Raw genomic sequence first — 25,404 nt, forward strand, 5'->3', positions numbered from 1 at the left:
GGAGAGCCTCCCCCGCGCGCCCCGGGCCTGCCACCCGGGAGCTCAGCCGGCGGTGTGCCCCAGCCGCTCGGACAGCGTGCCGAGCAGCTGGGTCGCGGCCTCGGCGATCACCGTGCCCGGGCCGAAGATCGCGGCGGCGCCGTTGTCGAGCAGCTCCTGGTGGTCGCCGGGCGGGATCACGCCGCCGGCGACGATGAGGATCTCCTCGGCGCCGGCCTCGGTGAGCTCGTCGCGCAGGGCCGGGACCAGCGACAGGTGCCCGGCCGCGAGCGACGAGACGCCGACGACGTGCACGTCGGCCTCGACGGCCTGGCGCGCGACCTCGGCGGGCGTCTGGAACAGCGGGCCCACGTCGACGTCGAAGCCGAGGTCGGCGAACGCGGTGGCGATGACCTTCTGCCCGCGGTCGTGGCCGTCCTGGCCCATCTTGGCGACGAGGATGCGCGGGCGGCGGCCCTCGGCCTCCTCGAAGCGCTGCGCCGCCTGCCGCGCCTGCTCGACGGCGGAGTTCTCGCCCACCTCGTCACGGTAGACCCCGGAGATCGTCCGGACGTCCGAGCGGTGCCGGCCGTAGACCTCCTCGAGCGCGTCGGAGATCTCGCCGACGCTGGCCTTGGCGCGGGCGGCGTCGATGGCGAGCTTGAGCAGGTTGCCGTCCAACCCGTTCTCGCGCGTGCCCTCGTCGGCGGCGCGCGCAGCGTTGGTCAGCTGCTGCAGCGCCGAGCGGACCGCGTCGTCGTCGCGGTCGGCCCGCAGCTGCCGGAGCCGCTCGACCTGCTGGCGCAGCACGTCGGCGTTGTCGACCTTGAGGACCTCGACGTCCTCGTCCGCGGTCAGCGGGTACTTGTTGACGCCGATCAGCGGCTGACGGCCCGAGTCGATCCGCGCCTGGGTGCGGGCCGCGGCCTCCTCGATGCGCATCTTCGGCAGGCCCTCGTCGATCGCCTGCGCCATGCCGCCGGTGGACTCGACCTCACCGATGTGGGCCCAGGCCCGGCCGGCGAGCTCACGGGTCAGGCGCTCGACGTAGGCGGAGCCGCCCCACGGGTCGACGGTGCGCGTGGTGCCCGACTCCTGCTGGAGCAGCAGCTGGGTGTTGCGGGCGATGCGCGCGGAGAAGTCGGTCGGCAGCGCCAGCGCCTCGTCGAGGGCGTTGGTGTGCAGCGACTGGGTGTGTCCCTGGGTCGCGGCCATCGCCTCGACGCAGGTGCGGACGACGTTGTTGTAGACGTCCTGGGCGGTCAGCGACCACCCACTGGTCTGGGAGTGCGTGCGCAGGCTCAGGGACTTGGGGTTGCGGGCGCCGAAGCCGTGCACGAGCTTCGCCCACAGCAGGCGGGCGGCCCGGAGCTTGGCGATCTCCATGAAGTAGTTCATGCCGATGCCCCAGAAGAACGAGAGGCGCGGCGCGAACGTGTCGATGTCGAGACCGGCGTTCCGACCGGCCCGCAGGTACTCCACCCCGTCGGCCAGCGTGTACGCCAGCTCCAGGTCGGCCGAGGCCCCGGCCTCCTGGATGTGGTAGCCCGAGATGGAGATCGAGTTGAACTTCGGCATCTTCTCGGACGTGTAGCTGAAGATGTCCGAGATGATCTGCATCGACGGCTTCGGCGGGTAGATGTAGGTGTTGCGGACCATGAACTCCTTGAGGATGTCGTTCTGGATGGTCCCGGCCAGCTGCTCCGGCGACACCCCCTGCTCCTCGGCGGCGGCGACGTAGAGCGCCATCACCGGGAGCACGGCCCCGTTCATGGTCATCGACACCGACATGCGGTCCAGCGGGATGCCGTCGAAGAGCTGGCGCATGTCGAGGATCGAGTCGATCGACACCCCGGCCATGCCGACGTCGCCGGACACGCGGGGGTTGTCGGAGTCGTAGCCCCGGTGGGTGGGCAGGTCGAACGCGACCGACAGGCCCTTCTGCCCGGCGGCGAGGTTGCGCCGGTAGAACGCGTTCGACTCCGCGGCCGTCGAGAAGCCCGCGTACTGGCGCACGGTCCAGGGCTGGGTCACGTACATCGTCGGGTACGGCCCGCGCAGGTACGGCGTCACGCCCGGGTAGGTGCGCAGGAAGTCGAGGCCCTCGAGGTCGGCGTCGGTGTAGAGCGGCTTGACCCCGATGCCCTCCGGGGTCTCCCAGACGAGGTCCTCGGCGCCCTTGCCGGTCGCGGCCTCGAGCGCGGCCTCCCAGTCCTGGGACGGCAGCTCGGGCGTGCCGAGCTCGACGTCGCCGAAGTTCGGGATGCTCATCGGACCTCCAGCGCTTCCAGGGTGTCCCGGAGGACGCCCGCGGCGTCGCACCCGGCGTGGAGGGTGGCGTCGACACCCTCGATGTCCTTCTTCCCCGCCAGCAGGATGCGCGTCGCGCCGGCCTCGCGCAGGGCCGCGGCGACGCCGGCGGCGTGCTCGTCGTAGACCTTGTCCGACGACGCGATCACGGCCACCGGCGTGCCGGCCTCGCGGAACGCGCTCGCGATCTCCTGCGGGTCGGTGCCGCCGGGGCCGTCGGTGGTGGCGACGCCGCCGGCGTTCATGAGGTTGGTGGTGAACGAGGCACGCGCCGTGTACTGGGCGAGCGTGGCGATCGTGGCGAGGAAGACGGTCGGCCTGTTCCCGGCCGCGTCGGCACGGTCGCGGAGCTCCTCGAAGACCTGGGCGTAGCGGCGCCGGGGCAGGCCGCCGTCGTGCTCGGTGATCGGAAGCGGGGCCCGCTGCGGGAGCTCCTCGTGCAGGTGGGGGAACTCGCTGACCCCCGTGATCGGGTCCTTCCGCCGGGCGATGCGCGTCGCCCGCTGCTGCCAGGTCTCGTCGAGGCGGGCCGCCAGGCTCCCGTCGTCCAGCACCGCCGCGATGCCGCCGTCGCGCTCGGTGCGCGTGAACTCCTCCCAGGCGGCGTGGGCCAGCGCGTCGGTCAGCGACTCGACGTACCAGGAGCCGCCGGCCGGGTCGATGACGTGCGCGAGGTGCGACTCCTCGAGCAGCAGCGCCTGGGTGTTGCGCGCGAGGCGGCGGGCGGCCTCGTCGGGACGGCCGAGCTCCGCGTCGAAGGGCAGCACGGTGACCGCGGCGGCCCCGCCCAGCCCGGCACCGACGGCGGCGACGGTGGTGCGCAGCATGTTCACCCACGGGTCGCGGCGGGTGATCATCGCGGGGCTCGTGACGGCGTGCTGGACCATCGCCCGCGCGCTCTCGGAGGCGCCGGACACCGAGCCGATCCGCTCCCAGCAGCGGCGCGCGGCGCGGAGCTTGGCGAGCGTCGCGAACTGGTCGGCGGTGGCGGCGAACCGGAACTCGATCCGGCGGAACGCGTCGTCGGTGTCCAGGCCCGCGCCCCCGTTGCCCTGGCTCTCCGTGAGCAGGCGCAGCGCGTGGACGCCGGCCGCGAGCGCGGCCCCGAGCTCCTGGGCGTCGCTGCCGCCCGCGCGGTGGTAGGGCAGGGCGTCGGCGACGACGGTGCGCAGCTCGGGGTGGTGCCGGGCGGCCTGCCGGCTGTGCTCGACGAGGGCGTCGGTGTACGGCTGCTCGAGCGCGGGCCCGCCCTGGGTGCGGTCGAGCAGTGGGTCGTAGCCGAGCGAGCCGCCGATGGCCCCGGAGCCGGCCTGTTCGGCGAACCGCAGCAGCGACGCGGCGGCCTCGGGGGTGTCGCGGCCGGCGTCGAGCGCGATCGGCGCGAGGTCGACGAACACCCCCTCGAGCAGCGTCGGCAGCGCGTCGACGGGCGGCCCGCCCGCGTCACCGAGCACGAGCCACAGCGAGGAGACGCCGTTCTCCAGCTCGGCCATGACCACGTCGTGGGCCTCGCCGAGGTCGCCGTCGGGCGCGAACGCGTGTCGCTGGCGGACCAGCCAACCCTCGGCGACCTGACCCTCCGCGCGGGCACCGCGCACGAACGGCGGCAGGCCCGGCACCCCGACGGGCACGTGCGGGGCGTCCTCGGCGGCGTAGAGCCCGGCGATGGTGATGCCGTCGTCGGTGACGGTCGCGAGCGCCGCCTCGGCCTCCTCCGGGGACACCTCGCGGCCCGACTTCGCCAGCACGCCCGCGACCAGCTCGCGCCACTGCTCGCGGGTCGGCGCGTCGAACTCGCCGGCCAGCGTCAGGTCCTCCGGGCTCTCGGTGGGCTCCGCTGCGGTCATGCGCGGGATCGTAGGACGGTCAGGCCCGACCGGTCGGCCGCCGTGCGCCAGGCCACCGGTGCGGGCGAGCGGAATCGGTCGAGTCGGGGTGCGGGGGTTGCAGCGAACGGGCGGTTCGCTGCCTCTAGGCGCGCGAACTCCCCGTTCGCGACCCCCGCATGTGCACCCGCTCGCCCTGGCGCCCGAAGAGCGCGAGCACCTCGACCGGGCCGTCGCCGGTGCTCCCCAGCCAGTGGGGGCGGCGGGTGTCGATCTCCGTCGCCTCGCCCGGTCGCAGGACGAGGTCGCTGTCGCCGTTGATGACGCGCAGGCGCCCGGCGAGGACGTACACCCACTCCCAGCCCTGGTGGGTCGGGAGCTCGGCGGGCGGGGTGTGCCGGGCGGGCGAGAAGACGAACTTGTAGGCCGCGGGCTGGCCCGGGCTGCGCGAGAGCCGGTAGGTCACCGTGTCCTCGCTGCGCGCGACCGGCGCGTCCCGGGCGGGCTGCGCCTCGCGCAGGCCGACCAGCTCGTCGAGCCCGGTGCCGTAGACGGTGGCCAGGGGCAGGAGCAGCTCGAGGGTGGCGCGCCGGCCGCCGTGCTCGAGCCGGGAGAGGGTGCTCACCGAGATGCCGGTGCGCTCGGAGAGCTCGGCCAGGCCCAGGCCCTCGCGGCGCCGCCGCGTGGCCAGCCGGGCGCCCAGGTCGTCGAGGACGTCGGTGGACATGTTTGCCACTATTGCAAGAATCCTCGTCGCCCGCCCCTCGTCGGCGCACGGTGGTCCCATGACTGCAGACACCGTCGACGCCCTCGTCCTCGGGGGTGGCGCGGCCGGACTCTCCGGCGCGCTGACCCTCGCCCGCTCCCGCCGCTCGGTGCTCGTGCTCGACGCCGGCGAGCCCCGCAACGCCCCCGCCGACGGGGTGCACGCCTTCCTCACCCGCGACGGCCTGCCGCCCGCCGAGCTCGTGCGCCTCGGGCGCGCGGAGGTGGAGTCCTACGGCGGGCGGTTCCGCTCCGGCACCGCGGTCGCGGCGCGCCGTGCGGGCGAGCTGTTCGCCGTCGACACCGCCGACGGCGACACCCTGTCCGCACGCCGGCTGCTCGTTGCGACCGGGCTGGTCGACGAGCTGCCCGACCTGCCCGGAGTCCGCGAGCTGTGGGGCCACGACGTGCTGCACTGCCCGTACTGCCACGGGTGGGAGGTGCGCGACCAGCCCGTCGCCGTGCTGGGCAGTGGGCCGAACAGCCTGCACCAGGTCAAGCTCTTCTCGCAGCTGACCGCCGACCTCGTCTACCTGCGCCACCACGCGCCGGCGCTCTCGCCCGACGAGGCGGAGGAGCTCGCCGCGCTCGGCGTCACGGTCGTCGACGAGGAGGTGGCCGGCCTGGAGACCACAGACGGCCGCCTCACCGGCGTGCGCCTCGCGACCGGGCGGATCGTGCCGCGCACCGCGCTCGTGGTCGGGCCGCGGTTCGTGGCGCAGAGCGCGGTGCTGGAGGACCTCGGCGTCCCCGTCGTCGACCACCCGTGGGGCGGGCGCTACGTCGCGACCGCGGATTTCACCGGCCGGACCGAGGTGCCCGGCGTCTGGGTCGCGGGCAACGTCGCCGACCTGTCCGCGCAGGTCGTCGCGGCCGCCGCGGCGGGCACGATGGCGGGTGCGCGGATCAACGCCGACCTCGTCGAGGAGGACATCGCGCGGGCCGTCGCCCGCCGCCGGGAGGGAGCACTCGCATGACGACCCACGAGCAGTACACCGCCGCGTTCTGGGACGAGCGCTACGGCAGCAGCGAGAGGATCTGGAGCGGCGAGCCGAACGCGGTGCTCGTGGCGGAGGTCGCCGACCTCGTGCCGGGCACCGCCCTCGACGTCGGCAGCGGCGAGGGGGGCGACGCGGTCTGGCTCGCCGCGCGCGGCTGGCGGGTCACGGCCGTCGACGTCTCGCGCGTCGCGCTCGAGCGCGTGGCCGCCCGGGCCGCGGCCGAGGGCGTCGACGAGCGGGTGACGGCGCGCGTTGTCGACCTCTTCGCCGACGACCTCCCGGGCGGCTTCGACCTCGTCACCATGCACTTCATGCAGCTGCCGGGCGCCGAGCGGCCGCGGCTCTACCGCGCCGTCGCCGGCACCGTCGCGCCCGGGGGCACGCTGCTGATCGTGGGGCACGACCCCGAGGGCATGCCGCCGGAGGCCGCCGATCACCACCCGCCGGACATGTTCGCGACGGCCGAGGAGCTGGTCGGCGAGCTCGGCGACGCGATCGCGGGCTGGACGGTCGAGGTCGCCGAGCGCCGCGGCCGCGACGCCGTCCAGCCCGACGGCCGCCCGCGCTTCCTCTACGACGCGGTGCTGCGGGTGCGCCGGCCGTGATCAACGGGGAGTTCGCGCACCTAGAAGCAGCGAACAGGCCGTTCGTTGCTACGACAGGCGCGCCTTCTGCACCTTGCCCATCGCGTTGCGGGGCAGGGCGTCGACGACCCGGACCTCGCGGGGCCGCTTGTGCGCCGAGAGGCGGTCGGCGACGAAGGCGATGACCTCCTCGGGGTCGACGGGATCGCCGACGAGGACGACGTGGGCGACGATCCGCTGGCCCAGGTCGTCGTCGGGCTCGCCGACCACGGCCGCCTCGCGGATGCCCTCGTGCTCGAGGAGCGCGGTCTCGATCTCGCCGGCACCGACGCGGTAGCCGCCGGTCTTGATGAGGTCGACCGAGCGGCGGCCGACGATCCGGTGGTAGCCGCCCTCGTCGATCACCGCGGCGTCGCCGGTGCGGAACCAGCGGTCCGCGGTCCAGGTCGCGGCGGTCGCCTCGGGGCGGCCGAGGTAGCCGTCGAACAGGCCGGGGCCGCGCAGCTGCAGCTCGCCGATGGTCTCGCCGTCGTGCGGGAGCAGCTCGACCCCGCCGACCTGGGGGGTCTCCTCGTCGGTGGACGCCAGTCGCGTCTCCACCCCGGCGACGGGCACCCCGACCCAGCCGGGCCGGCGCTCGCCGTCGGCCCGGACCGACAGGGTGATCATGGTCTCGCTCATGCCGTAGCGCTCCACCGGCGCCTGGCCGGTGAGCTCGCGCAGCTGCTCGAACACCGGCACGGGCAGCGGCGCGCTGCCCGAGACGAGCAGGCGGGCCGGGCGCAGCGCGGCCGCGGCCTCCGGGTCGGCGGCGACGCGCGACCAGATCGTCGGGACCCCGAACAGCAGCGTCGCACCGTGGTCGCGGACGGCCGCCGCGTACGCCGACGGCTTCGGCCGGCCGACGTGCACCAGCGGCGAGCCGATCCGCAGCGCGCCGAAGACCCCGAGCACCAGCCCGTGCACGTGGAACAGCGGCAGGCCGTGGGCGAGGGTGTCCCGCGCCGTCCAGTCCCAGGCGTCGGCGAGCCCGTCGAGCCCGGCGCCCATCGCGGCCCGCGACAGCAGCACGCCCTTGGGCGCGCCGGTGGTGCCGGACGTGTAGAGCACCAGCGCGGGGCCGTCGTTCGGGGCCTCCCGGGCGACGTCGCCGCTGCGGCGGTTGATGTCGACCTTGCGCATCGGCAGCGAGACGTCGTGCGGCCGGTCGCCGATCCACAGCGACGCGCCGGAGTCGGCGATGACGTGGCTGCGCTCGCCGGGGCCGGTGTCGGGCGGCACCGGCACGACCGGCACGCCGGCGAGCAGGCCCCCGACCATCGCCACGACGGCCTGCGCCGTGGGCTCGGCGAGCACGGCCACCGGGCCCTCGTCGGAGCGCTCCCGGATCTGGTCGGCCACGACCGCCGCCGCCCCGAGGAGCTCGGGACCGGACATGGCGGCGTCGCCGACACGGATCGCGTCGGGGTCGTCGAGGGCCCCCTCGGCCAGTGCCCGCAGCAGCGTCATGGCGCCCATCATGGGCAAGGGCCTGCCGGTCGCGCGCGGCTACCCCGGCGAGCGGCTCTGCGCCAGCAGCCCGTCGACGATCACCCGCAGCTTCCAGGCGTCGCGCTCGTCGCCCCCGCCGGTCGTCAGCAGCGGGCGCAGGGCGCTGATCGTCGGGGAGAACGGCCGGGTCGAGCCCGGCGTCGAGGGGCGTCGAGACGGCCCGTGATGTCGGCCTGGGCGGCTACCCGTCCCGGCGCCGCATCCGCCACGCCGTGACCGCGGCCCCGAGGACGACGTAGACCAGCGCCCGCTCGGTGCTCGAGGCCAGGCCGTCGAGCGGGAGCGGGTCGCGCAGGGCGTCGGCGCCGGCGGTCCAGCCCGAGGTCAGCAGTAGGGGCTGGAGCCACTCGAGCGACGGCACGGCCGCGAGCACACCGAAGACGATCAGGCCGCCGAGGACGGCGGCCAGCACGACGAGCGGGTGCTCGGTGAACGCCGACACCGCGAGGGCGACCGCCGCGATCGCCAGCAGCTGCACGATCGTCCAGCCCGCCACCAGCGCCACGCGACCGAGAGCCTCGCCGAGCCCGAGCGTGGTGCCCGACAGCGTGATCATGGTGCCGTCCGGGCCGCCGACGACGACGAGGCCCGTGACCACGCCGACCACGGCGACGACGAGCACCGCCAGCACGGCGACAGTGAGCACCCCGGCCGCCTTCATCACGACCAGGCGGACCCGGCCGACGGGCGCGAGCAGCAGCCCGCGCAGCGTGCCGTGCGCGGCCTCCCCGGCCAGGGCGTCGGCGGCCGCCGTGGCCACCGTCAGCGGGAGCAGGAGCGAGAGCGCGAGGCCCAGGGCGGCGATCGGCAGCACGAGCCCGTTGCCCGCCACCGCCGCGACGAGGCCCGGGCCGTCGCCGTCGCCCGGGCCGCCGGTCAGCGCGATCCCGACCCCGAGCGCGATCGGCACCAGCGCCAGGAGCCCGAGCAGGACCAGCGTGCGGGGCCGGCGCAGGACCCACCGGACCTCGGCCGCGGTGAGCCGCCCGAGCGGGGCGACCGAGCGGGTCGACGCGCGGGTGGGGGCGGGCGCGTCCGTGGACACCGTGGTCACGCGTCCTCCTCGGTCAGGCGGGCGAAGAGCTCCTCGAGGTGGGCGCGGCGGCGGTGGACCTCCCACACCGCCACCCCGGCCCCGACGAGCGCGGCCACGATCTCGGGCGCCTCCAGCGCGCCCGGCGGGACCGCGACGCCGCCCTCGGCGCGGTAGGACGGGGCGCCGGCCTCGCGCAGCGCGAGGATCGCGTCATCGACGTCAGGCGTGCTGACGACCAGGCCGCCGGCGTCCGCCTCGAGCAGCGCCCGGAGCTCGCCGGACACCAGCAGCGTGCCGGTCTGCAGCACCGCGACGTGGGTGCACACCGCCTCGACCTCGGCGAGCAGGTGCGACGACAGCAGCACCGTCGCGCCCGCGTCGCGCAGCTCGGCCACCACCCGCCGCACGTCGCGGGTGCCGGCCGGGTCGAGCCCGTTGGTCGGCTCGTCGAGCACCACCAGCCGGCGCGGGACGAGCAGGGCCGCGGCGAGCCCGAGGCGCTGCTTCATGCCGAGCGAGTAGCCGCGGTAGCGTCGGCGGGCGGCGTCGGCGAGCCCGACCCGCTCGAGCGCCGCGTCGACCGGACCCCGCAGGTCGCCGTCGAGGCGGGGCTCGGCAGCGGCGGCGCGCAGCAGGTTGTCGCGGCCGGACAGGAACGGGTGGAAGCCCGGCCCCTCGACCAGCGCGCCGACGTCAGGCAGCGCGGCGGTGAGGTCGTCGCCGGCGTGGCCGAGCAGCTCGACGGTGCCCGCGGTCGGCCGCGTGAGTCCCAGCAGCATGCGGATCAGGGTGGTCTTGCCCGACCCGTTGGGCCCCAGCATCCCCAGCACGGCGCCGGCCGGGACGTCGAGGTCGACGTCGTCGACGGCCACCGTCGCCCCGAACGTCTTGCGCAGGCCGCGCACCCGCGCGGCGACCGCGTCCGCGGAGGTGGCGGTGGCCGGTGCGGCCACCGAGGGGGCGGCCGTCACCGGGCCAGGGCCTCGGTGAGCACCTGCTGCGGCACCGCGCCGGCGGCGATCCGGCCGTCGTCGGTGACGATGACCGTGGCCACGGCCGTCGTGATCACCCGACCGCTGCCCCACGGACCCGACACCGGTGTGCCGAGCGCCGACAGGTCCGGGGCGTCCGCGGGCCGCTGCGGGTCCTGCCCGTCCTGCCCATCCGGTGCCCGACCCTCGCCGCGCTGCGGCGCCTGCCCGATGACCACGGTGTCCCAGCCGTCGCCGACCGTGGCGCGCGGCCGGTCGCCCCCGGGACGCCGCTCGCCGTCGCGGGCCGGCGCGTCGCGCACGGTGGTGCCCGGCGGCGGGGTGAAGGTGAACAGCGACGGGTCCTGCGGCCCGTAGGTGATCTCGGAGAAGCCCACCTGCAGCGCCGGCTCGCCCTGCCCCTGCGCGAGCACCGTGAGCTGCAGCGGCTGGCGGGTCTCGGCGTCGACCGCGACGCGCACCTCGCGCAGCAGCGTGCGCTCGGTGGGCTGCGGCGTCAGGACCAGCTGGTAGACGGGCCGGCCCGCGACCTCGGCGGTGCCGTCGACCGCGACGGTGCTGGTCTGCCGCAGCGTCGCCACGGCCTGCGTCGCGGCGGCCGTCGGGTCCTGCGCCACCTCGCCGGGCGGCCCGTCGCGGCCCTCGCCGGCCGGCGCGCGGGTGGCGGTGCGGTCGCGGGAGTCGTACGACCAGCGCGTCGTCCCGTCCGAGACCAGCGTGCGCTCGCCGTCGGGCGACGGCAGCGCCACCCGGCCGCGGCCCTCGCCGCCCGACCACACCCGCACCGTCGACGTGCCGTTCGCCAGCTGCGGCACGCCCGGGACCGCGGGCAGGCCCAGGGCGTTGTCGACCTCGACCTCCCCGGCGAACGCCCCCGGCTCCGCCCGGATCACCGAGGACACGAGGTCCTCCGGGCTCACCGGCGGCAGCGGCGGCGCCGCCGACGCGCCCGCCGGGGCCACCACGAGCCCCACGCTGACGGCACCGACGAGCGCCGCCCCCAGACCTGCCCCGACCCAGCTCCTGCGACCCATGACCCCATCGTGGCCCCGGGATGCTGAGACCGTCTCAGCGTCGGGCGGCCGCTCCTGTCGGGCCGAGGTTCTACCGTCGGAAGGGTGCCGAGGGTGCTGGTGGTCGACGACGAGCCCGGGGTGCGCGACGCCCTGCGCCGCGGCCTCGCCGCCGAGGGCATGGACGTGCACGCGGTCGCCGACGGGCACGCGGGCCTGCGCGAGGCCGCCACCGGGGCCTACGACGCCGTGGTGCTCGACATCCTGCTGCCCGGGCTGTCGGGCTACCGGGTCCTCGAGGCGCTGCGGGCGGAGGGCGTCGCCACGCCGGTGCTGCTGCTCTCGGCGAAGGACGGGGAGGTGGACCAGGCCGACGGGCTGGACCTCGGCGCCGACGGCTACCTGGTCAAGCCGTTCTCGTTCGTCGTGCTCGTCGCGCAGCTGCGGGCGGTGCTGCGCCGCGCGGGCCCGCCGGCGCCGCGGGTCGTGCGGGGCGGGCTGCGTCTCGACCCGGCGACGCGGTCGGCGGCCTGGGAGGGCCGCGAGGTGGAGCTCTCGGCGCGCGAGTTCGCGGTGCTGCACGCGCTCGCCGTGCGTCCGGACGCGGTGCTGACCAAGGACGACCTGCTCGCCGCGGTATGGGGCGGGGGCGGGTCGGCCAGCCGCAACGTCGTGGAGGTCTACGTCGGCTACCTGCGGCGCAAGCTCGCGGCGGTCGGCGCGGGCGAGCTGGTGCGCACCGAGCGCGGCCGCGGCTACCGGCTGGGGGTGGGGTGAGCCGGACCGCGGGCTGGTGGGCGCGGCGGTCGCTGCGGACGCGGATCACGGTCGCCGTGGGGGTCGTGGCCGTCGTGGCCCTGCTCGCGGTGGGTCGGGTCGCGGGCGGGCAGCTGTTCTCGGCGGTGGTGCGCAGCGGCGACGTGGCGCTCGTCGAGCGGGCCGCCGCGGCCTCGGGCGCGGTGGCGGCCGGGACACCGGTGCCGCTCGGGGTGCGGGTCGTCGACGCCGCGGGGGCCCCGGTGGACGGGCGGGGGCCGGGGCCGGTGGACCCCGACGCCGTGCGCCGGCTCGCGGCCGGCGAGCCGGTGACGACGTCCGGCCCGCTCGGTCCGCAGCGCTGGGTGGCGGTCTCCGTGCCGGCGCCCGACGGGTCGCCGCGCCTGGTCCTCGCCGCGCGCGACCTCGTCGACGCGGCGGCGCTCGTCGCCGAGGCGGCGCGGGTGCTGGCGCTGACCGTGCTGCTGGGCGCGGTGGGGGTGACGGCGGCCGCGTGGGTCGCGGTGCGGGTGGCGCTGCGCCCGGTCGACCGGATGCGGAGCGCCGCCGCGGCGCTCCCGCCGGGCGAGCGCCTGCCCGTGCCGCCCGCCCGCGACGAGCTCGCCGCCCTCGCGGGCGAGATCAACGCGTTGCTCGCGCGCCGGGACGACGCCGTGGCGCGCCTCGAGCGCTTCACCAGCGAGGCCGCGCACGAGCTGCGCTCCCCCATCGCCGCCCTGCGCGCCCAGGCCGACGTCGCCGTCGCGCACCCCGGCGAGGCGTCGGGGGAGGCGACGTGGCGGTCGGTGACCCGCGAGGCCGAGCGGCTGTCGACGCTGGTCGCGGACCTCCTCGCGCTGGCGCGGGCCGACGCGGGCGAGCGGGTGCCGGCCCGGCCGGTGGACCTCGTCGACGCGGTCGGCGAGGCGCTCGCCCGCCTGCCCGAGGACGTGACGGTGGCGATCACCCTGTGGGCGCCGATGCCCGTCGCGGTCGCGGCGACCCCCGCCGAGGTGGCGATCGTGCTCGACAACCTGCTCGCCAACGCCCGCCGGCACGCCGCGACCGTCGTGCACGTGGCCGTGGTGCCCGCGGGTCGGTGGGTGCGGCTGCTCGTCGACGACGACGGGCCGGGCGTGGCGCCCGCGGAGCGCGAGCGCATCTTCGACCGCTTCACCCGCCTGCGGCCCGACGCCGGCGAGGGCAGCGGGCTCGGCCTGGCGCTGGTCGGGCGCCTCGTCGCCGGGCGCGGCGGCACCGCCCGGGCCACGACGTCCCCCGACGGCGGGCTGCGGGTGGTGGTGCGCTGGCCCGCGGCCTGAGGTCCGGCGACGCCGCGCCGGCTGTCGGGGGTCGCGGGCAGAATCGGTGGCGTCGCGCTTCCCCCGCGGCCCGCCGACCGGACCGCGGTCGGCCCTGCCCGAGGGGAGCCACCGTGTCCACGCTCGACCACCGCCGCGCCCGTGCGCGCCTCGACGCCGAGACCATCGACCGCGCCGCCGCCGTGCTCCGGCGGCGGGTGGCCGTGGGTCGCTACGCCGGTCTCGCCGGCGACTACGCGGGGTTCGAGGTGTGCGCGCTGCTCGAGGCCGTCGCCCACGCCTCCGGTGAGGACCCGCGGTCCTCGCGCATCCGCGAGGCGGCGCTGCGCGTCGCGCGGGCGGTGCTCGCCGACGAGCCGGGCATCTCGTGACCGGCGTGATCGTGGGGGCTTTCCCGGCCTCCGACGCCGGTCTGGACGCCGGGCCGGACCACCTCGTGCGCCACGGACGCGCGCTCCCGCCGCTCGCGGTGCCCGTCGGTGACCACCGCGAGGGCGACGCCCGCCACGAGCGCCACCTCGCCGAGCAGGGCCACCGGACCGGGCACGGCGCCGGCGAGCAGGGCGGCGAAGACGAAGCCCCAGGCGGTCTCGGTCGCCATGAGCTGGCTGACCAGCACGGACGACAGGCGCGCCGCCGCGGCGTGCCACAGCCGCACCGCGAGCCAGGACGACACCAGGCCGAGGAAGAGCACGACGAGCAGCGCGCGCACCGGCTCGGCCGGCACGCCCTCGGTCGCGATCAGCCAGGCGCCGATCGGCAGGGCGAGCACGCCGGCCGCGAGACCCTGGGCGCCCGCGAGCACGGGCCCGAGGTCGGGGCGCGCCGCGATCAGGCGGTGCGAGTCGAGGCCGTACCAGCTCCACGAGGCCACGGCCACCAGCGCGAGCAGCGTGCCGATGATCGTCGACCACCCGCCGGTGCCCGGGGTCGGCGACAGGTGCACGAGCACCTGCCCGACGCCCACCAGCGCCAACGCCGGCAGGAGGGCGACCAGGCCCGCGCGCCCCCGGTGCCGGGCGGCGATCAGCGCCATGACGGCGGGGACGAGGCCGATGGTCGCGACGGCGATGGTCGGGCCGGCGAGACGGACGGACAGCGCGACGAGGCCGTAGTAGAGCAGCGACCCGGTCACGGCGTGGGCGACCACCCGCACCCACGGGACGTCGGCGCGCAGCACCGCCCGCAGCTGGGGCAGCGACACCGCCCCGAACGCCACGAACCGTCCCATCGCCAGCAGCAGGGCGGGGGCGAGCGGCGCCAGCTCCGGCGCCACGAACACCGCACCCCAGCCCGCGCCCGCGAGCACCATCGCCACCAGCGCCGTCCGGCGCGACAAGCCTCCCGTCATGCCTCCACGGTGCGCGCGCGCCTGCGGGCGATGCCGGGCGATCATCGCGACGAGATCGCCGGGAGGCGCATGATGAGCCCATGACCGCGCCGAAGCGTGCACGATCCGCCCAGCCTTCCCTGGACCGTGTCGACCGACGCATCCTCGACCACCTCGCGGGCCACGGACGGTCGAGCCTCGCCGACCTCGCAGAGGCGGTGTCGATCTCCCCGTCGTCGGCGCAGCGGCGGCTACGGCGCCTGGAGAACGAGGAGGTGGTGCGCGGCTACCGGGCCGTTCTCGACCCGGTCGCCGTGGACCGCGGGCTGGTCGTGCACCTGACGGTCACGCTCGTCGACCACACCGAGAACACCGTCGGGCGGTTCGAGCGCCACATCGTCGACCTCGCGGGCCTCGTGAGCTGCCACCACGTCACCGGCGACGTCGACTACCTGCTGCGCATCGACCTCGCCGACGTCGAGGCCCTCGACGTCCTGCTGCGGCGCACTCTCGCCCGCGTGCCGGGCGTCGCCCGCTTCACCACGATGGTCGCCACGTCCGCGCTGGTGGACCGGGTCACGCGCCTCTGAGAGAGGTGCGGGGGTCAGCCCGCGGTCAGCCGGTCGACCTCGGCGAGCAGGTCCGACACCTGCCGGACGACGCTGAACCGGTCGCGCGCGTAGCGCGCCGCCTCGGGCCCCTTGCTCTGCTTCCAGCCCTCGTCCAGCGCGGTCGTCACCGCGGCGGCGAGGGACCCGGCGAGCGCCGCGCGGTCGTCGGTCTCGGGCACGAGCGTCCCGACGGCGTCGACCACGAAGTCGCGCGGCCCGCCCGAGTCGGCGCCGACGACGGGGGTCCCGCACGCCATGCACTCGAGGAACACCAGCCCGAACGGCTCGCGGTAGGACGGGAAGACGCCGACGTCCGCGCAGGCGAACAGGGTCGCGAGCTCGCTCTGCTGGCGCGGTCCGACCAGGTAGGTCCGCTCGAGCCCGAGCGTGGCGACGAGCTCGTGCATCGCGACCTGCTGCTCGACGGGCCCCGAGCCCGCGACCACGGTGAGCACGCGCCGGTCGCCGCGCTCGTAGGACGCGGCCGCGGTGAGCAGCGCGTCGAGCCGCTTCCAGTCGGCGAACTTCCCGACGAACGCGACGACGGCGTCGCACCCGCCGGCCGGCGCGACCGGCTCCGGGCCCCGCCCGCCACCGGGCGGCGGCTGGGTGGTGAACCCCGCGAGGACCTGCTCACGGTCGGCCCAGGTCTCGGGCGAGGGGTGGAAGACCTGCTGGTTGTAGCCGTTGTGCGAGAGCACCATCCGCTCGCGGGGGAACTCGGGGAAGATCGCCGAGAAGGCCTCGATCTGCTCCGAGGAGATCGCGGCGACGATGTCGACGCCGTGGTCGGGGTCCGCCCAGTCGAAGATCTTCTCCTGCTGCACGAACGGCAGGAACCGCCACGGGAACTCGGCGGGGTCCTCGCCGCGCTGCTCGTGAACGTACATCTTCAGCTCGGTGCCGTGGGCGAAGCAGAGCACCGGCACGCGCGAGCGCCCGGCGGCGACCCGCGCCCGGTTGACGTCGCGCAGCACCACGGTGTTCATGAACGCGTGGTGGGCGACGAACAGCCCGAACTCGCTGCCGGTGGTGGCCTCGACGTCGTCGACGAACGCGGTGACCTCGGCGACCAGCCGCGCCCGGTAGGCGTCGACCTCCTCGGGGCTCATCGCATGCCAGCGGTAGCTGCTGACCGGCGACACCGACTCGCAGATCGGGATGTCGTGGTCGAGCGCGAACACCCGGACGTCGTCCTCGCCCTCGCGCGTGCGCTGCACCCGCGACGGATACATCGAGTAGGCGCGCACCCCGGGGATCTCGTCGTAGGCGCGGTGGTGCGCCTCGTGGAGGATGCCCGAGCCCGGGGCGAACTCCCCGTCGCGCTGCCAGTTGTTGGTGCCCAGCTGGAAGATCAGCCGGTCGCCCATCGGTGTCTCCCCGGGGTCTCGAGCCTCGTCGGGGCGCAGCCTAGGCGCGGAGCCGTGGGGAGCCGCGCCGACCCGGTCGAGGCCCCGAGCGAGCCGCGGGCCGCGCGCGCCCGAGCCGGGGCGAGGGTCACCCTCGCTGCCTCCCACGCAGCCAGGGCGTCCTTCGCTCCCCCTCAGACCGCGCCCAGCGCCAGGCCGCGGTAGTTCTCGGCGAGCGCGCGGCGGGCCGACTCCGAGGACTCGATGTGGTGCAGGTGGGACAGGGCGAGCTGCTCGTCGAACGGGTCCCCGTCGGGGTCGACGTGCAGCATCGTCGTCATCGTCCAGGAGAAGTGCGACGCCCTCCAGACGCGGCGCAGCACCGTGTCGGAGTAGGCGTCGACGAGGCGCTCGTCCTTGGTCGCGAACCACTCGCCCAGCGCCTCGGCCAGCACCCGGACGTCGGCCACGGCGAGGTTGAGGCCCTTCGCGCCGGTCGGCGGCACGATGTGCGCCGCGTCGCCGGCGAGGAAGAGCCGCCCGTGGCGCATGGGCTCGCACACCATGCTGCGCATCGGCGTCACGGACTTGTCCGTGATCGGGCCCCGCGCGAGCGTGAACGACCCGTCGTCGAGCGCGAAGCGGGCCGAGAGCTCGTCCCAGATGGCCTCGTCGGCCCAGTCGGCGGCGTCGGTGCCGTTGGGGACCTGGATGTAGGCGCGCGTCACCGTCGGCGAGCGCATCGAGGCCAGCGCGAACCCGGTCCGCCCGCGCGCGTAGATCAGCTCGTGCGACGAGGGCGCGACGTCGGCGAGGATCCCCAGCCACGAGTACGGGTAGACGCGCTCGAAGCGGCGCACGAGGTGCTCGGGGATCGCCTTGCGCGCCGGCCCGTACGACCCGTCGGCCCCGACGACGACGTCGGCGTGCAGGACGTGCTCGGCGCCGTCGTGGCGGTACCGCACCGACGGACTGTCGGTCTCCACGTCCGAGACCTCCAGGACCTCCGCCTCGAACAGCAGCGGCTCACCCTGGTCGAGGCGCAGCGCGATGAGGTCCTTCGTGACCTCGGTCTGCGCCCAGATCATGACGTGGTGCCCGGTCAGCTCCTGCATGTCGACGCGGACGCCGCGGCCGGCGAACCGCAGCTCGAAGCCGTCGTGGGGCAGCCCGAGCTCGTCCATCCGCGCGTCGGCGCCGACCTCGCGCAGCGCGTCGACCGTGCCGTGCTCGAGGATGCCGGCGCGCTGGCGGGTCTCGACGCGCTCCCGCGGCCGCGACTCGAGCACCACCGAGTCGACCCCGCGCAGGCGCAGCAGGTGGGACAGCATCAGCCCGGCCGGGCCGCCGCCGACGACCGCGACCTGGGTGCGCGCCGGGGCGCTCATGCCGGCGTCTCGGCGGTCGACACGGGGGGCTGGGCGAGGCCGTGGGTGGAGAGGTCGAGGAAGACCGTCTCGCCGGGGCCCTGCATGCGGACGTCGAAGCGGTAGCCGGGTCCGGTCGGACCGCCGTCGGGCACCGCCACCAGCGTCGCGCGGCGCTCCTCGTCGAGGACCGAGAGCAGCGGGTCCGCGGCGTTGGCCTCGACGTGGTTCGGGAAGTAGACGCGCGTGAACAGGTGGTGCAGCAGGCCGCGCGCGAAGACGGTCACCGCGAGGTGCGGGGCGTGGGGCGAGCCGGCCGGGGCGGCCGGGCGCAGGGTGCGCAGGTGGTAGTCGCCGGCGCGGTCGGTGGGCACGCGGGCGAAGCCGGTGAACGACCGCCCGTCGCGGTGCAGCGAGCCCGGCCGGGTCGGCAGGCGCCCGTCGGGGCCGGTCTGCCAGAACTCGAGCAGGGCGTCGGGCACCGGCGTGCCGGCGCCGTCGCGCACGGTGCCGTGCAGCGTGATCGCGCCGGGCGTCCCGACCGGCACGACGTCGCCGCCGCCGTCGACGGGCAGCCCGAACGCGAAGAACGGCCCGACGGTCTGGGAGGGCGTGAGCTCGAGCATCAGTCGCGGTCCTCCGGGGTGGCGTGCGCGCCGTCGAGCACGATGTCCCAGCGGTAGCCCAGGGCCCACTCGGGCTCGGTGACGTCGTGGTCGTAGGCGGCGACGAGGCGCTGCTGGGCCTTCTCGTCGGTGACCGACTGGAAGATCGGGTCGAAGCCGAACAGCGGGTCGCCCGGGAAGTACATCTGCGTCACGAGGCGCTGGCTGAAGGCCGTGCCGAACAGCGAGAAGTGGATGTGCGCCGGCCGCCAGGCGTTGGTGTGGTTGCGCCACGGGTACGCGCCCGGCTTGATCGTCACGAACCGGTAGCGACCGTCGTCGTCGGTGATCGCGCGGCCGCCGCCGGTGAAGTTCGGGTCGAGCGGCGCCGGGTGCTGGTCGCCCTCGTGGCGGTAGCGCCCGGACGCGTTGGCCTGCCAGATCTCGACGAGCTGGTGGCGCACCGGGCGCCCGTCGCCGTCGAGCACGCGGCCGGTCACGATGATCCGCTCGCCGAGCGGGTCCCCGGTGTGGTGGCGGGTCAGGTCGGCGTCGATCGGCGCCACGTCGCGCACACCGAAGACGGGCGCGGCGAGCTCGGTGAGGCTGGGCGGCGAGACGACGAGGGGCTGCTGCGGGGCCCGCAGCGCCGTGCTGCGGTACGGCCCGTAGGCCCGCTCGGGGTGGCCGTCGGCTCGCGGTGGCACGCCGGCCGCGGTCGCGATCTCGGCGGACACCTCCCGCTGGGTCGCGGGCTCCTGGGATGCGCTCACCCGCATCAGGGTGCCTGCTGGCGAGGCCGTGCCAGAATCGAGCTTCCGGCCACCGGAAGGAGCCAGAGGTGAGCCCAGCGCAGGGCGCCCACGAGAAGTCCGCGGGGCCGTCGGTGACCGGCCGCGTGCTCGCCATCCTCTCCGCGTTCGGTCCGGGGGCCGAGGCGCTGACGCTCTCGGGCATCGCGCGGACCGCGGGCCTGCCGCTCTCGACCGCCCACCGGCTCGTCGGCGAGCTCGCCTCCTGGGGCGCGCTGGAGCGGGGCGAGGACGGGCGCTACCGGATCGGCCTGCGGCTCTGGGAGGTCGGCGCGCTCGCCCCGCGCAGCCTGGGCCTGCGGGAACGCGCCATGCCCTACCTCGAGGACCTCTACGAGGCGACGCGGCAGAACGTGCAGCTCGCGGTGCGCGACGGGCACGAGGTCGTCTACGTCGAGCGGCTCGCCCACCCCGAGGCCGTGCGGGTGTTCAGTCGCGTCGGCGGGCGGATGCCGCTGCACGCCACCGGGGTCGGCCAGGTCCTGCTCGCGCACGCCCCGCCCCCGCTGCAGGAGGAGGTGCTCGCGGCCCCGATGACCGCGCTGACCCCGCGCACGGTCACGGACGCGCACGAGCTGCGACGCTGCCTCGCCGCCGTGCGCCGCGAGGGCGTGGCGGTGTGCGACGGGATGGTCGACCTGCTCTCCCTGTCGGTGGCGGCCCCGGTGCGCGGCGAGGACGACCGGGTCGTGGCGTCGCTGTCGGTGGTGGTGCCGAGCGCGGGCGCCGAGCCGCGCGCGATCGTCCCGGCCGTGCGCGCCGCCGCCCGCGGGATCTCCCGGGCCCTCGGCGCGCCGTCGGCCCGCCGGCGCCCCGCGGGTGTCGTCAGCCCGCTGGCGGCCGCCGCCACGTCACCCCCGTCCGGAGCCGACCGCGGCGCGTGACCCGCGCCGGCCCGCGTCGTTGGGCCGTCCGGGTGTCCCGATCCGGCCGTGTGGTCGTGGGCCCGCGACGGGAGGATCGCGATGGGGCGCGACGCGCGCTGGAGTGCGGGTGTCGGGGGTCTCACGGTCGTGGCCGCCGTGCTGGCCGCCGTCCTCGGACTCGCGGGCCCGGCGGTCGCCGACGCCCGGCCGCAGCTGCCCCTGCCGATCCCCCAGCCGGCGCGGGAGTACGCGCCGCTGGACCGTCCGGGTCCGGCGCTGCAGGTCGCCGGGAGCGACCTCGCCGAGGCGCTCGACTGCACCGCCGACGTCGACGGCGCCTCCCGCCCGCCGGTCCTGCTGATCCCCGGAACGACGCTCACCGCCGAGGAGAACTTCTCCTGGAACGACGAGCGCGCCTTCCGCGCCGCCGGGCGGCCGTACTGCACCGTCACCCTGCCCGACCACGCCATGAGCGACATCCAGGTCTCCGCCGAGTACGTCGTCGCGGCGATCCGGACGATGCACGAGCGCAGCGGGCAGCGCGTGGCGATCGTCGGCTTCAGCCAGGGCGGCATGATCGGCCGGTGGGCGCTGCGGTTCTGGCCGGACACCCGCGAGCAGGTCGGCGAGGTCGTCGGCATCGACCCGTCCAACCACGGCACGCTCGACGCCTATCCGGTGTGTGCCGCCGCCGGGTGCGCGCCGGCGTTCTGGCAGCAGCAGACGCTCTCGGCGTTCACCACCGCCCTGAACTCGCGCACCGAGACGTTCGCGGGCATCGACTACACCCAGATGTGGACGCCGACCGACGAGGTCGTGGTGCCCAACGTCGGTCCGCGACCGAGCTCACAGCTCACGACGGGCGCGGGGCGGCGGGCCAACATCTCGACCTTCGACGTCTGCCCCGGTCACGTCGCCGAGCACCTGTCGATGGGGTCGTTCGACGCGGTCGCGTACGCGCTGGTCGTCGACGCGCTCGACCACGACGGCCCGGCACGCGCGTCACGGGTCGACCGCGCCGTGTGCCTGCAGCCGTTCCACGAGGGCGTCGACCCGGTGACGTTCCCGGCGCGCCTCGCGTCCTACACCGCGGGCATCGGCGCGCAGGTCGCGCCCTACCCGCACGTCCTGGCCGAGCCGGAGCTCGCGCCCTACACGCTCGCCGACCCGGATCAGCCCGGCTCGCCCCGGGCCTTGCGGTAGAGCACCCACGCCAGGTCCACCAGGCAGATGAGCGCGACCACCCCGAACGCGATCGCCGCCCAGGGCAGGTAGAGGACGACGAGGAAGATCACCACGCCCGCGATCGAGCTCAGCAGCCCGAAGGCCGCGAGCACCGCGCGGAAGGTCAGCGCGCTGTAGGTCGGGGCCGCGCCGCCGAAGCCGGCGGTCGGGTCGTGGTAGTCGGGCAGTCCTCGGGCGTAGTCCTCGCGGGTGCGTCCGCTCCGGTCGGCCACGGTGCTCCTCCGTCCGGTCGTCGAGTCGTGGGGTTTGCCCGGGGGCCGTGATCGGCGAAACCCGGGCACCACCACCGTCCGGGAGGACCCCCATGCGCCCGTTCGACGACATCGACCGCCTCGCGAAGACCCCCGCCCTCGACAAGGTCGCGGCGCCGCTGCGGGACGCGGTCCACCAGGTCCTCACGAACCAGCAGGTCAAGGACGCGCTGCACGGCGTGTGGCTCGGCCACCCCCTGCACCCGGTGCTCGCCCAGCTCTCGATCGGCAGCTTCGCCTCCGCCGGGCTGCTCGATGCCGTCCCGCGCACCCGCCGCCCGGCCGCCGCACTCATCGCGGTGGGTCTGGTCTCCGCGGTGCCGACGGCCGCGGCGGGGTGGGCCGACTACGCCGACGGCCACGAGGAGCAGCAGCGCGTGGGCGTCGTCCACGCGGCCGCGAACGGCGTGATGCTCGCCGGCTACGTGGCCTCGCTCGCCGCGCGGGCCCGCGGGCGCAGCCTGCGCGGCGCGCTGTGGGGCTGGGCCGCGCTGGCCGTCGGCATCGCCGGCGCCACCCTGGGCGGCCACATGGCCTACCACCAGGCGATGGGCGCGAACCACGCCGAGGGCTACCCCCACATCGGCCCCGGCGACTGGACCGACGTCGGCACCGTCGCCGAGCTGCCCGAGGGCGAGCCGACGCGCCGCATCGTCGGCGACGTCGGGGTGCTGGTCGTGCGCCGCGGCGACGTCGTGAAGGCCCTCGCCGACCGCTGCGCCCACGCGTCGGCACCGCTCCACGAGGGCCGGCTGACCAGCACCGATGGCGCCGACGGCCGTGACGGCGACGAGTGCGTCGTGTGCCCCTGGCACGGCAGCGTCTTCCGGCTCGACGACGGCTCGGTCGTCCACGGCCCGGCCACCGCGCCGCAGCCGACGTTCCGCACGCGGGTGCGGGGCGGGCGCCTCGAGCTGGCGGTCACCGGCTACGAGGCCGTGCCCGCGAGCTGAGCGTCACACGTGCGCCGGGACCGGCGTCGGGCACCCGACGCCGGTCCGGTTCCGCACGCCCTCCTGGGAGGAAAGCCCGATGACCGTGCACGCCCTCGCCGACTTCCCCACCGACGGCTTCGACCACTTCCGCCAGGCCTTCGCCGAGGCCGACGGCGCCCGCGAGTGCGAGAGCGCCCGCGTCTTCCGTGCCGACGACGATCGCGTGGTGGTCCTGCTCACCTTCCCGGACGACGACGCGCTCGCCCGGTTCCGCGCCGAGACCGAGAAGGACATGGCCTCGGGCGGGGACATGGCGCCGCCGGTGTTCACCGAGCTGCACGAGGAGTCCGACCTCACGGCCCCGGCCACGACCGCCGGGAGCCGATGAGGTTTGCGCCGTCACGGCGGTGCGTCGTCCGGGTGAGCGCGCGGCGACCGCCGGGCGAACCTCGTCGGGCCGCCCGCGCCCGGAGCGCGGAGCGTCCGAGCGCCGTGTCAGGGTGGTGGAGAAGGCAACCACCACTCTGGTCGACGAGCCCGTCGCCCAGGACCGCCCGCCCCCCGGGAGCATCCCCGCATGACGTCCGGTCCGGCTTCCCCGCCTGCCGACCCCCCGTCCGTCGACCCCGCCGAGCCCCTCCGGCCCGCCGTCACCGCCCCGGCCGAGCCGACCCGGCAGGACGACCTCTCCGACCACGAGCGGCACATCGCCCCGCACGTCATGGTCTACCTCTTCGCGTTCGTCCCGTTCGTCGCGCTCGTCGCGGCCGTACCGCTGGCGTGGGGCTGGGGGCTGACGTGGCTCGACGTCGGCCTGACCGCCGGCTTCTACGTGCTGACGATGCTGGGCGTCACGGTCGGGTTCCACCGCTACTTCACCCACGGCGCCTTCCGCGCCGCCCGCGGCCTGCGGATCGCCCTCGGCGTGGCGGGCAGCATGGCCGTGCAGGGCCCGATCCGGCACTGGGTCGCCGACCACCGCCGCCACCACGCCTTCGCCGACAAGGAGGGCGACCCGCACTCGCCGTGGGCGTTCGGGACGTCGCCGGCGGCGCTGGTGCGCGGCTTCTGGCACGCGCACATGGGCTGGCTCTTCGACCGCTCGCTGACCAACCAGAAGCGCTTCACCCCGGACCTCCTCGAGGACCGGGACATGCGGGCGGTGCACCGCTGGTTCACGCCGCTGACGATGGTCAGCCTGGGCGCGCCGCCGCTGATCGGCGGGCTCGTGACGTGGTCGTGGTGGGGCGCGCTCACCGCGTTCTTCTGGGCGAGCCTCGTCCGCGTCGGCCTCACTCACCACGTCGCCTGGTCGACGAACTCGATCTGCCACCTCGTCGGCGAGCGCCCGTGGGGCCGGCGCGACCGGTCGACCAACGTCTGGCTGCTCGCGATCCCCAGCATGGGCGAGTCGTGGCACAACCTGCACCACGCCGACCCGACCTCGGCGCGCCACGGGGTCGGCCGCGGCCAGCTCGACATCTCGGCGCGGACGATCTGGCTGTTCGAGAAGCTCGGCTGGGCCACGCACGTCAAGTGGCCGACGGCCCGGCGCCTCGACCGGCTGGCGGCGCGCGCCGCGGCGTGAGCGACCCCGACCAGCGTCAGTAGGCGCGTCGGTAGCGGGCGTCGAGGAAGCAGTAGGCCCCGAACGCGGCGAGCCCCAGCGAGATCGCGACGAGGGGCGTGACGCCCTGCCACTGGCTCACGAGCACCCGCAGCGCCCGGTCGAGGCCGCCCACGCGGGCGGGGTCGGCGTTGATCGCGGCCACGCCGAAGAGCACCCCGACCGCCCCGAACGCGACGGCGCGGGCGAGGTTGCCGGCCGCCCCGAGCACGACGGCGGCGCGGCGGGCCCAGCCCGGCACGTCGTCGACGAGGTCGCCCAGGAACGTGCGGGCGGCGCCGGTGTAGACCATCGTGCCCGCGATCGCCACGACCGTGACCGCGATCGCGGCGACCAGGAGCCACCCGAGCGGCAGCCCCAGCAGCCACACGACGAGCTTCTGCGGGCCCGCGCGGCCCTCCTCGGGGTCGCCGAGCACGGTGCGGGCCGCGACGACGGCGACGGCGAGCACGGCGACCGCCTTGGCCGCCGCGCCGACGCGCTTGCGGAAGCGCTCCCCGCCCGACACCCAGCGGAAGCCGGCGACGGCGGCCGTGACCTGCCAGAGCGCGAACGCCGCGAGTCCCGCGACGAACAGGACGAGCAGCAGGACGCCGGGAAGGCCGACGGCCGCCACGGCCGACACCGCGCCCTGCTGGTCCACCTCGGACGCCTGGCCGAGCGCCAGCCGCAGCCCCAGCCCGGCGACGAGCAGGTGCACCACGCCGTAGGCCACGAGTCCCGCCCGTCCGAGGAGCTCCACGAGCCGGCTGGGCGCGTCGCCGCCGCCGTGCACGGCCCGGTCCGCCGCCTCGTGCACGGCGTGACCGGCGGCCTCCCCGACCCCCTCGACCCTCTCCGGCGTCGTCATCCCCGCCAGGTCGCCGGACCCACCCCCCGGCGAAACCCCGCTGCGACGGTGCTCACGGGGCTCACGGGACCCGCGGTGTCGCTCAGTAGTCGGGCCCGAAGTCGGTCGGCATGCCCGGGGCCTGCGGCACGCGCTGCAGGTGCACCCGGCGGGAGAACCGGATGACCGGCCGGATCAGGAGCTCGACGCTGCCGATGACGAAGAACCAGGTGCCGACGTACGTGGTCGACTCGGAGAAGAACAGGATGCTGCCGACGAGGAACCACAGGCCGATGAGGATGTCGTTGACGATGGACACCACCTCGTAGCGGCGGCGGATGACCAGTTCCTCGCGGCCGATCCGGTAGACCAGCGGCGGCAGGTGCCCGCCCGGGGTGTCGCTGCTGCTCGGCGTGCGTGCGCTCATGGACGCGCAGCCTGC

At 75.9% G+C, this 25,404-nt stretch carries 26 protein-coding genes; 11 read left to right on the forward strand and 15 right to left on the reverse strand.

What is annotated here, in order from left to right; translation table 11 throughout:
* Positions 1-42: 42 nt before the first annotated feature.
* The 3 genes from scpA to ACYX4T_RS15530 all read right to left on the reverse strand — a co-directional run bounded on the left by scpA (position 43) and on the right by ACYX4T_RS15530 (position 4,842).
* Complete coding sequence (gene scpA, locus ACYX4T_RS15520; RefSeq protein WP_476010193.1) at positions 43-2,250, reverse strand: methylmalonyl-CoA mutase; 2,208 nt, start codon at positions 2,248-2,250, stop codon at positions 43-45.
* On the reverse strand, positions 2,247-4,136 hold the full coding sequence (locus tag ACYX4T_RS15525) for a methylmalonyl-CoA mutase family protein (protein WP_476010194.1): 1,890 nt from the start codon (positions 4,134-4,136) through the stop codon (positions 2,247-2,249). Before ACYX4T_RS15525 ends, scpA begins: the two co-directional genes overlap by 4 nt.
* Before the next feature lie 124 nt (positions 4,137-4,260).
* Positions 4,261-4,842 carry a helix-turn-helix domain-containing protein gene (locus ACYX4T_RS15530; RefSeq protein WP_476010195.1) on the reverse strand — a complete coding sequence of 194 codons (582 nt, stop codon included), beginning with the start codon at positions 4,840-4,842 and terminating at the stop codon, positions 4,261-4,263.
* Positions 4,843-4,900: 58 nt separating this feature from the next.
* Between ACYX4T_RS15530 and ACYX4T_RS15535 the strand changes: the two genes are divergently transcribed.
* Both ACYX4T_RS15535 and ACYX4T_RS15540 read left to right on the forward strand, forming a co-directional pair.
* Positions 4,901-5,857 carry an NAD(P)/FAD-dependent oxidoreductase gene (locus tag ACYX4T_RS15535; protein ID WP_476010196.1) on the forward strand — a complete coding sequence of 319 codons (957 nt, stop codon included), beginning with the start codon at positions 4,901-4,903 and terminating at the stop codon, positions 5,855-5,857.
* A complete protein-coding gene (locus ACYX4T_RS15540) occupies positions 5,854-6,486 on the forward strand; it encodes an SAM-dependent methyltransferase (protein WP_476010197.1) in 633 nt (210 codons plus the stop codon). Before ACYX4T_RS15535 ends, ACYX4T_RS15540 begins: the two co-directional genes overlap by 4 nt.
* Before the next feature lie 48 nt (positions 6,487-6,534).
* On the opposite strand, the gene ACYX4T_RS15545 is transcribed toward ACYX4T_RS15540, so the two are convergent.
* Positions 6,535-7,974 carry an acyl-CoA synthetase gene (locus tag ACYX4T_RS15545; protein WP_476010198.1) on the reverse strand — a complete coding sequence of 480 codons (1,440 nt, stop codon included), beginning with the start codon at positions 7,972-7,974 and terminating at the stop codon, positions 6,535-6,537.
* Here ACYX4T_RS15545 and ACYX4T_RS15550 point away from each other — a divergent pair.
* Positions 7,973-8,182, forward strand: coding sequence for a hypothetical protein (locus ACYX4T_RS15550; RefSeq protein ID WP_476010199.1), 210 nt, complete (start codon positions 7,973-7,975; stop codon positions 8,180-8,182). The two genes, ACYX4T_RS15545 and ACYX4T_RS15550, sit on opposite strands and share 2 nt — an antisense overlap.
* Before the next feature lie 15 nt (positions 8,183-8,197).
* On the opposite strand, the gene ACYX4T_RS15555 is transcribed toward ACYX4T_RS15550, so the two are convergent.
* Genes ACYX4T_RS15555 through ACYX4T_RS15565 form a run of 3 tightly spaced genes read right to left on the reverse strand, consistent with a single transcriptional unit; the run spans position 8,198 to position 11,078 of the window.
* On the reverse strand, positions 8,198-9,070 hold the full coding sequence (locus ACYX4T_RS15555; protein WP_476010200.1) for an ABC transporter permease subunit: 873 nt from the start codon (positions 9,068-9,070) through the stop codon (positions 8,198-8,200).
* Entirely contained in the window at positions 9,067-10,023 is a 957-nt protein-coding gene (locus ACYX4T_RS15560) for an ABC transporter ATP-binding protein (RefSeq protein ID WP_476010201.1), read from the reverse strand. The genes ACYX4T_RS15555 and ACYX4T_RS15560 overlap by 4 nt, the downstream gene beginning before the upstream one ends.
* Entirely contained in the window at positions 10,020-11,078 is a 1,059-nt protein-coding gene (locus ACYX4T_RS15565; RefSeq protein ID WP_476010202.1) for a LolA family protein, read from the reverse strand. The genes ACYX4T_RS15560 and ACYX4T_RS15565 overlap by 4 nt, the downstream gene beginning before the upstream one ends.
* A 93-nt stretch (positions 11,079-11,171) precedes the next feature.
* Between ACYX4T_RS15565 and ACYX4T_RS15570 the strand changes: the two genes are divergently transcribed.
* Positions 11,172-11,834: a response regulator transcription factor gene (locus ACYX4T_RS15570; RefSeq protein WP_476015289.1), complete on the forward strand. Its 663-nt coding sequence runs from the start codon at positions 11,172-11,174 to the stop codon at positions 11,832-11,834.
* Positions 11,831-13,135, forward strand: a complete 1,305-nt coding sequence (locus tag ACYX4T_RS15575) for a sensor histidine kinase (protein ID WP_476010203.1) — start codon at positions 11,831-11,833, stop codon at positions 13,133-13,135. The genes ACYX4T_RS15570 and ACYX4T_RS15575 overlap by 4 nt, the downstream gene beginning before the upstream one ends.
* Positions 13,136-13,367: 232 nt before the next feature.
* Here ACYX4T_RS15575 and ACYX4T_RS15580 read toward each other — a convergent pair whose 3' ends face one another.
* Positions 13,368-14,486: a DMT family transporter gene (locus ACYX4T_RS15580; RefSeq protein ID WP_476010204.1), complete on the reverse strand. Its 1,119-nt coding sequence runs from the start codon at positions 14,484-14,486 to the stop codon at positions 13,368-13,370.
* 80 nt (positions 14,487-14,566) lie between these two features.
* Between ACYX4T_RS15580 and ACYX4T_RS15585 the strand changes: the two genes are divergently transcribed.
* Entirely contained in the window at positions 14,567-15,055 is a 489-nt protein-coding gene (locus ACYX4T_RS15585; protein ID WP_476010205.1) for an Lrp/AsnC family transcriptional regulator, read from the forward strand.
* 14 nt (positions 15,056-15,069) lie between these two features.
* Here the strand turns inward: ACYX4T_RS15585 and ACYX4T_RS15590 are convergent, their stop codons facing one another.
* The 4 genes from ACYX4T_RS15590 to pcaH all read right to left on the reverse strand — a co-directional run bounded on the left by ACYX4T_RS15590 (position 15,070) and on the right by pcaH (position 19,176).
* The gene (locus ACYX4T_RS15590; protein WP_476010206.1) at positions 15,070-16,446 is read right to left on the reverse strand and encodes a glycosyltransferase; all 1,377 of its coding nucleotides are present in this window, start codon (positions 16,444-16,446) and stop codon (positions 15,070-15,072) included.
* A gap of 173 nt (positions 16,447-16,619) precedes the next feature.
* A complete protein-coding gene (locus ACYX4T_RS15595) occupies positions 16,620-17,813 on the reverse strand; it encodes a 4-hydroxybenzoate 3-monooxygenase (protein ID WP_476010207.1) in 1,194 nt (397 codons plus the stop codon).
* Positions 17,810-18,418 carry a protocatechuate 3,4-dioxygenase subunit alpha gene (gene pcaG / locus ACYX4T_RS15600; RefSeq protein ID WP_476010208.1) on the reverse strand — a complete coding sequence of 203 codons (609 nt, stop codon included), beginning with the start codon at positions 18,416-18,418 and terminating at the stop codon, positions 17,810-17,812. Before pcaG ends, ACYX4T_RS15595 begins: the two co-directional genes overlap by 4 nt.
* On the reverse strand, positions 18,418-19,176 hold the full coding sequence (pcaH, locus tag ACYX4T_RS15605) for a protocatechuate 3,4-dioxygenase subunit beta (RefSeq protein WP_476010209.1): 759 nt from the start codon (positions 19,174-19,176) through the stop codon (positions 18,418-18,420). The genes pcaG and pcaH overlap by 1 nt, the downstream gene beginning before the upstream one ends.
* 62 nt (positions 19,177-19,238) lie before the next feature.
* Here pcaH and ACYX4T_RS15610 point away from each other — a divergent pair, with 62 nt between their 5' ends.
* Both ACYX4T_RS15610 and ACYX4T_RS15615 read left to right on the forward strand, forming a co-directional pair.
* Positions 19,239-20,093 (forward strand): IclR family transcriptional regulator, encoded by an 855-nt coding sequence (locus tag ACYX4T_RS15610; protein WP_476010210.1) that lies wholly within the window; start codon positions 19,239-19,241, stop codon positions 20,091-20,093.
* A 129-nt stretch (positions 20,094-20,222) separates the two neighbouring features.
* A complete protein-coding gene (locus tag ACYX4T_RS15615) occupies positions 20,223-21,278 on the forward strand; it encodes an esterase/lipase family protein (protein ID WP_476010211.1) in 1,056 nt (351 codons plus the stop codon).
* Here ACYX4T_RS15615 and ACYX4T_RS15620 read toward each other — a convergent pair.
* Complete coding sequence (locus tag ACYX4T_RS15620) at positions 21,248-21,532, reverse strand: DUF6343 family protein (protein ID WP_476010212.1); 285 nt, start codon at positions 21,530-21,532, stop codon at positions 21,248-21,250. The genes ACYX4T_RS15615 and ACYX4T_RS15620 overlap by 31 nt on opposite strands.
* A gap of 92 nt (positions 21,533-21,624) precedes the next feature.
* Between ACYX4T_RS15620 and ACYX4T_RS15625 the strand changes: the two genes are divergently transcribed.
* From ACYX4T_RS15625 to ACYX4T_RS15635, 3 genes are all read left to right on the forward strand, one after another.
* On the forward strand, positions 21,625-22,524 hold the full coding sequence (locus ACYX4T_RS15625; protein ID WP_476010213.1) for a Rieske (2Fe-2S) protein: 900 nt from the start codon (positions 21,625-21,627) through the stop codon (positions 22,522-22,524).
* 79 nt (positions 22,525-22,603) lie between these two features.
* Entirely contained in the window at positions 22,604-22,894 is a 291-nt protein-coding gene (locus ACYX4T_RS15630) for a hypothetical protein (protein ID WP_476010214.1), read from the forward strand.
* A gap of 189 nt (positions 22,895-23,083) precedes the next feature.
* Positions 23,084-24,094 carry an acyl-CoA desaturase gene (locus ACYX4T_RS15635; protein WP_476010215.1) on the forward strand — a complete coding sequence of 337 codons (1,011 nt, stop codon included), beginning with the start codon at positions 23,084-23,086 and terminating at the stop codon, positions 24,092-24,094.
* 16 nt (positions 24,095-24,110) lie between these two features.
* On the opposite strand, the gene ACYX4T_RS15640 is transcribed toward ACYX4T_RS15635, so the two are convergent.
* Positions 24,111-24,983 (reverse strand): DUF1206 domain-containing protein, encoded by an 873-nt coding sequence (locus ACYX4T_RS15640; RefSeq protein ID WP_476010216.1) that lies wholly within the window; start codon positions 24,981-24,983, stop codon positions 24,111-24,113.
* 82 nt (positions 24,984-25,065) lie between these two features.
* Positions 25,066-25,389: a YrhK family protein gene (locus ACYX4T_RS15645; RefSeq protein ID WP_476010217.1), complete on the reverse strand. Its 324-nt coding sequence runs from the start codon at positions 25,387-25,389 to the stop codon at positions 25,066-25,068.
* Positions 25,390-25,404 lie beyond the last annotated feature (15 nt).

Source organism: Actinomycetospora sp. ABD4_176, assembly GCF_056311855.1.

What these genes read in the sequence shown, in the direction of transcription:
- pcaG (WP_476010208.1), bottom strand. Translation starts at nt 18,418, where the DNA reads ATGCTCGAGCTCACGCCCTCCCAGACCGTCGGGCCGTTCTTCGCGTTC.
- ACYX4T_RS15530 (WP_476010195.1), bottom strand. Translation starts at nt 4,842, where the DNA reads ATGTCCACCGACGTCCTCGACGACCTGGGCGCCCGGCTGGCCACGCGG.
- ACYX4T_RS15645 (WP_476010217.1), bottom strand. Translation starts at nt 25,389, where the DNA reads ATGAGCGCACGCACGCCGAGCAGCAGCGACACCCCGGGCGGGCACCTG.
- ACYX4T_RS15535 (WP_476010196.1), top strand. Translation starts at nt 4,901, where the DNA reads ATGACTGCAGACACCGTCGACGCCCTCGTCCTCGGGGGTGGCGCGGCC.
- ACYX4T_RS15635 (WP_476010215.1), top strand. Translation starts at nt 23,084, where the DNA reads ATGACGTCCGGTCCGGCTTCCCCGCCTGCCGACCCCCCGTCCGTCGAC.
- ACYX4T_RS15590 (WP_476010206.1), bottom strand. Translation starts at nt 16,446, where the DNA reads ATGGGCGACCGGCTGATCTTCCAGCTGGGCACCAACAACTGGCAGCGC.
- ACYX4T_RS15540 (WP_476010197.1), top strand. Translation starts at nt 5,854, where the DNA reads ATGACGACCCACGAGCAGTACACCGCCGCGTTCTGGGACGAGCGCTAC.
- ACYX4T_RS15565 (WP_476010202.1), bottom strand. Translation starts at nt 11,078, where the DNA reads ATGGGTCGCAGGAGCTGGGTCGGGGCAGGTCTGGGGGCGGCGCTCGTC.
- pcaH (WP_476010209.1), bottom strand. Translation starts at nt 19,176, where the DNA reads ATGCGGGTGAGCGCATCCCAGGAGCCCGCGACCCAGCGGGAGGTGTCC.
- ACYX4T_RS15640 (WP_476010216.1), bottom strand. Translation starts at nt 24,983, where the DNA reads ATGACGACGCCGGAGAGGGTCGAGGGGGTCGGGGAGGCCGCCGGTCAC.
- scpA (WP_476010193.1), bottom strand. Translation starts at nt 2,250, where the DNA reads ATGAGCATCCCGAACTTCGGCGACGTCGAGCTCGGCACGCCCGAGCTG.
- ACYX4T_RS15550 (WP_476010199.1), top strand. Translation starts at nt 7,973, where the DNA reads ATGGCGCCCATCATGGGCAAGGGCCTGCCGGTCGCGCGCGGCTACCCC.
- ACYX4T_RS15625 (WP_476010213.1), top strand. Translation starts at nt 21,625, where the DNA reads ATGCGCCCGTTCGACGACATCGACCGCCTCGCGAAGACCCCCGCCCTC.
- ACYX4T_RS15585 (WP_476010205.1), top strand. Translation starts at nt 14,567, where the DNA reads ATGACCGCGCCGAAGCGTGCACGATCCGCCCAGCCTTCCCTGGACCGT.
- ACYX4T_RS15525 (WP_476010194.1), bottom strand. Translation starts at nt 4,136, where the DNA reads ATGACCGCAGCGGAGCCCACCGAGAGCCCGGAGGACCTGACGCTGGCC.
- ACYX4T_RS15580 (WP_476010204.1), bottom strand. Translation starts at nt 14,486, where the DNA reads ATGACGGGAGGCTTGTCGCGCCGGACGGCGCTGGTGGCGATGGTGCTC.
- ACYX4T_RS15595 (WP_476010207.1), bottom strand. Translation starts at nt 17,813, where the DNA reads ATGAGCGCCCCGGCGCGCACCCAGGTCGCGGTCGTCGGCGGCGGCCCG.
- ACYX4T_RS15545 (WP_476010198.1), bottom strand. Translation starts at nt 7,974, where the DNA reads ATGACGCTGCTGCGGGCACTGGCCGAGGGGGCCCTCGACGACCCCGAC.
- ACYX4T_RS15630 (WP_476010214.1), top strand. Translation starts at nt 22,604, where the DNA reads ATGACCGTGCACGCCCTCGCCGACTTCCCCACCGACGGCTTCGACCAC.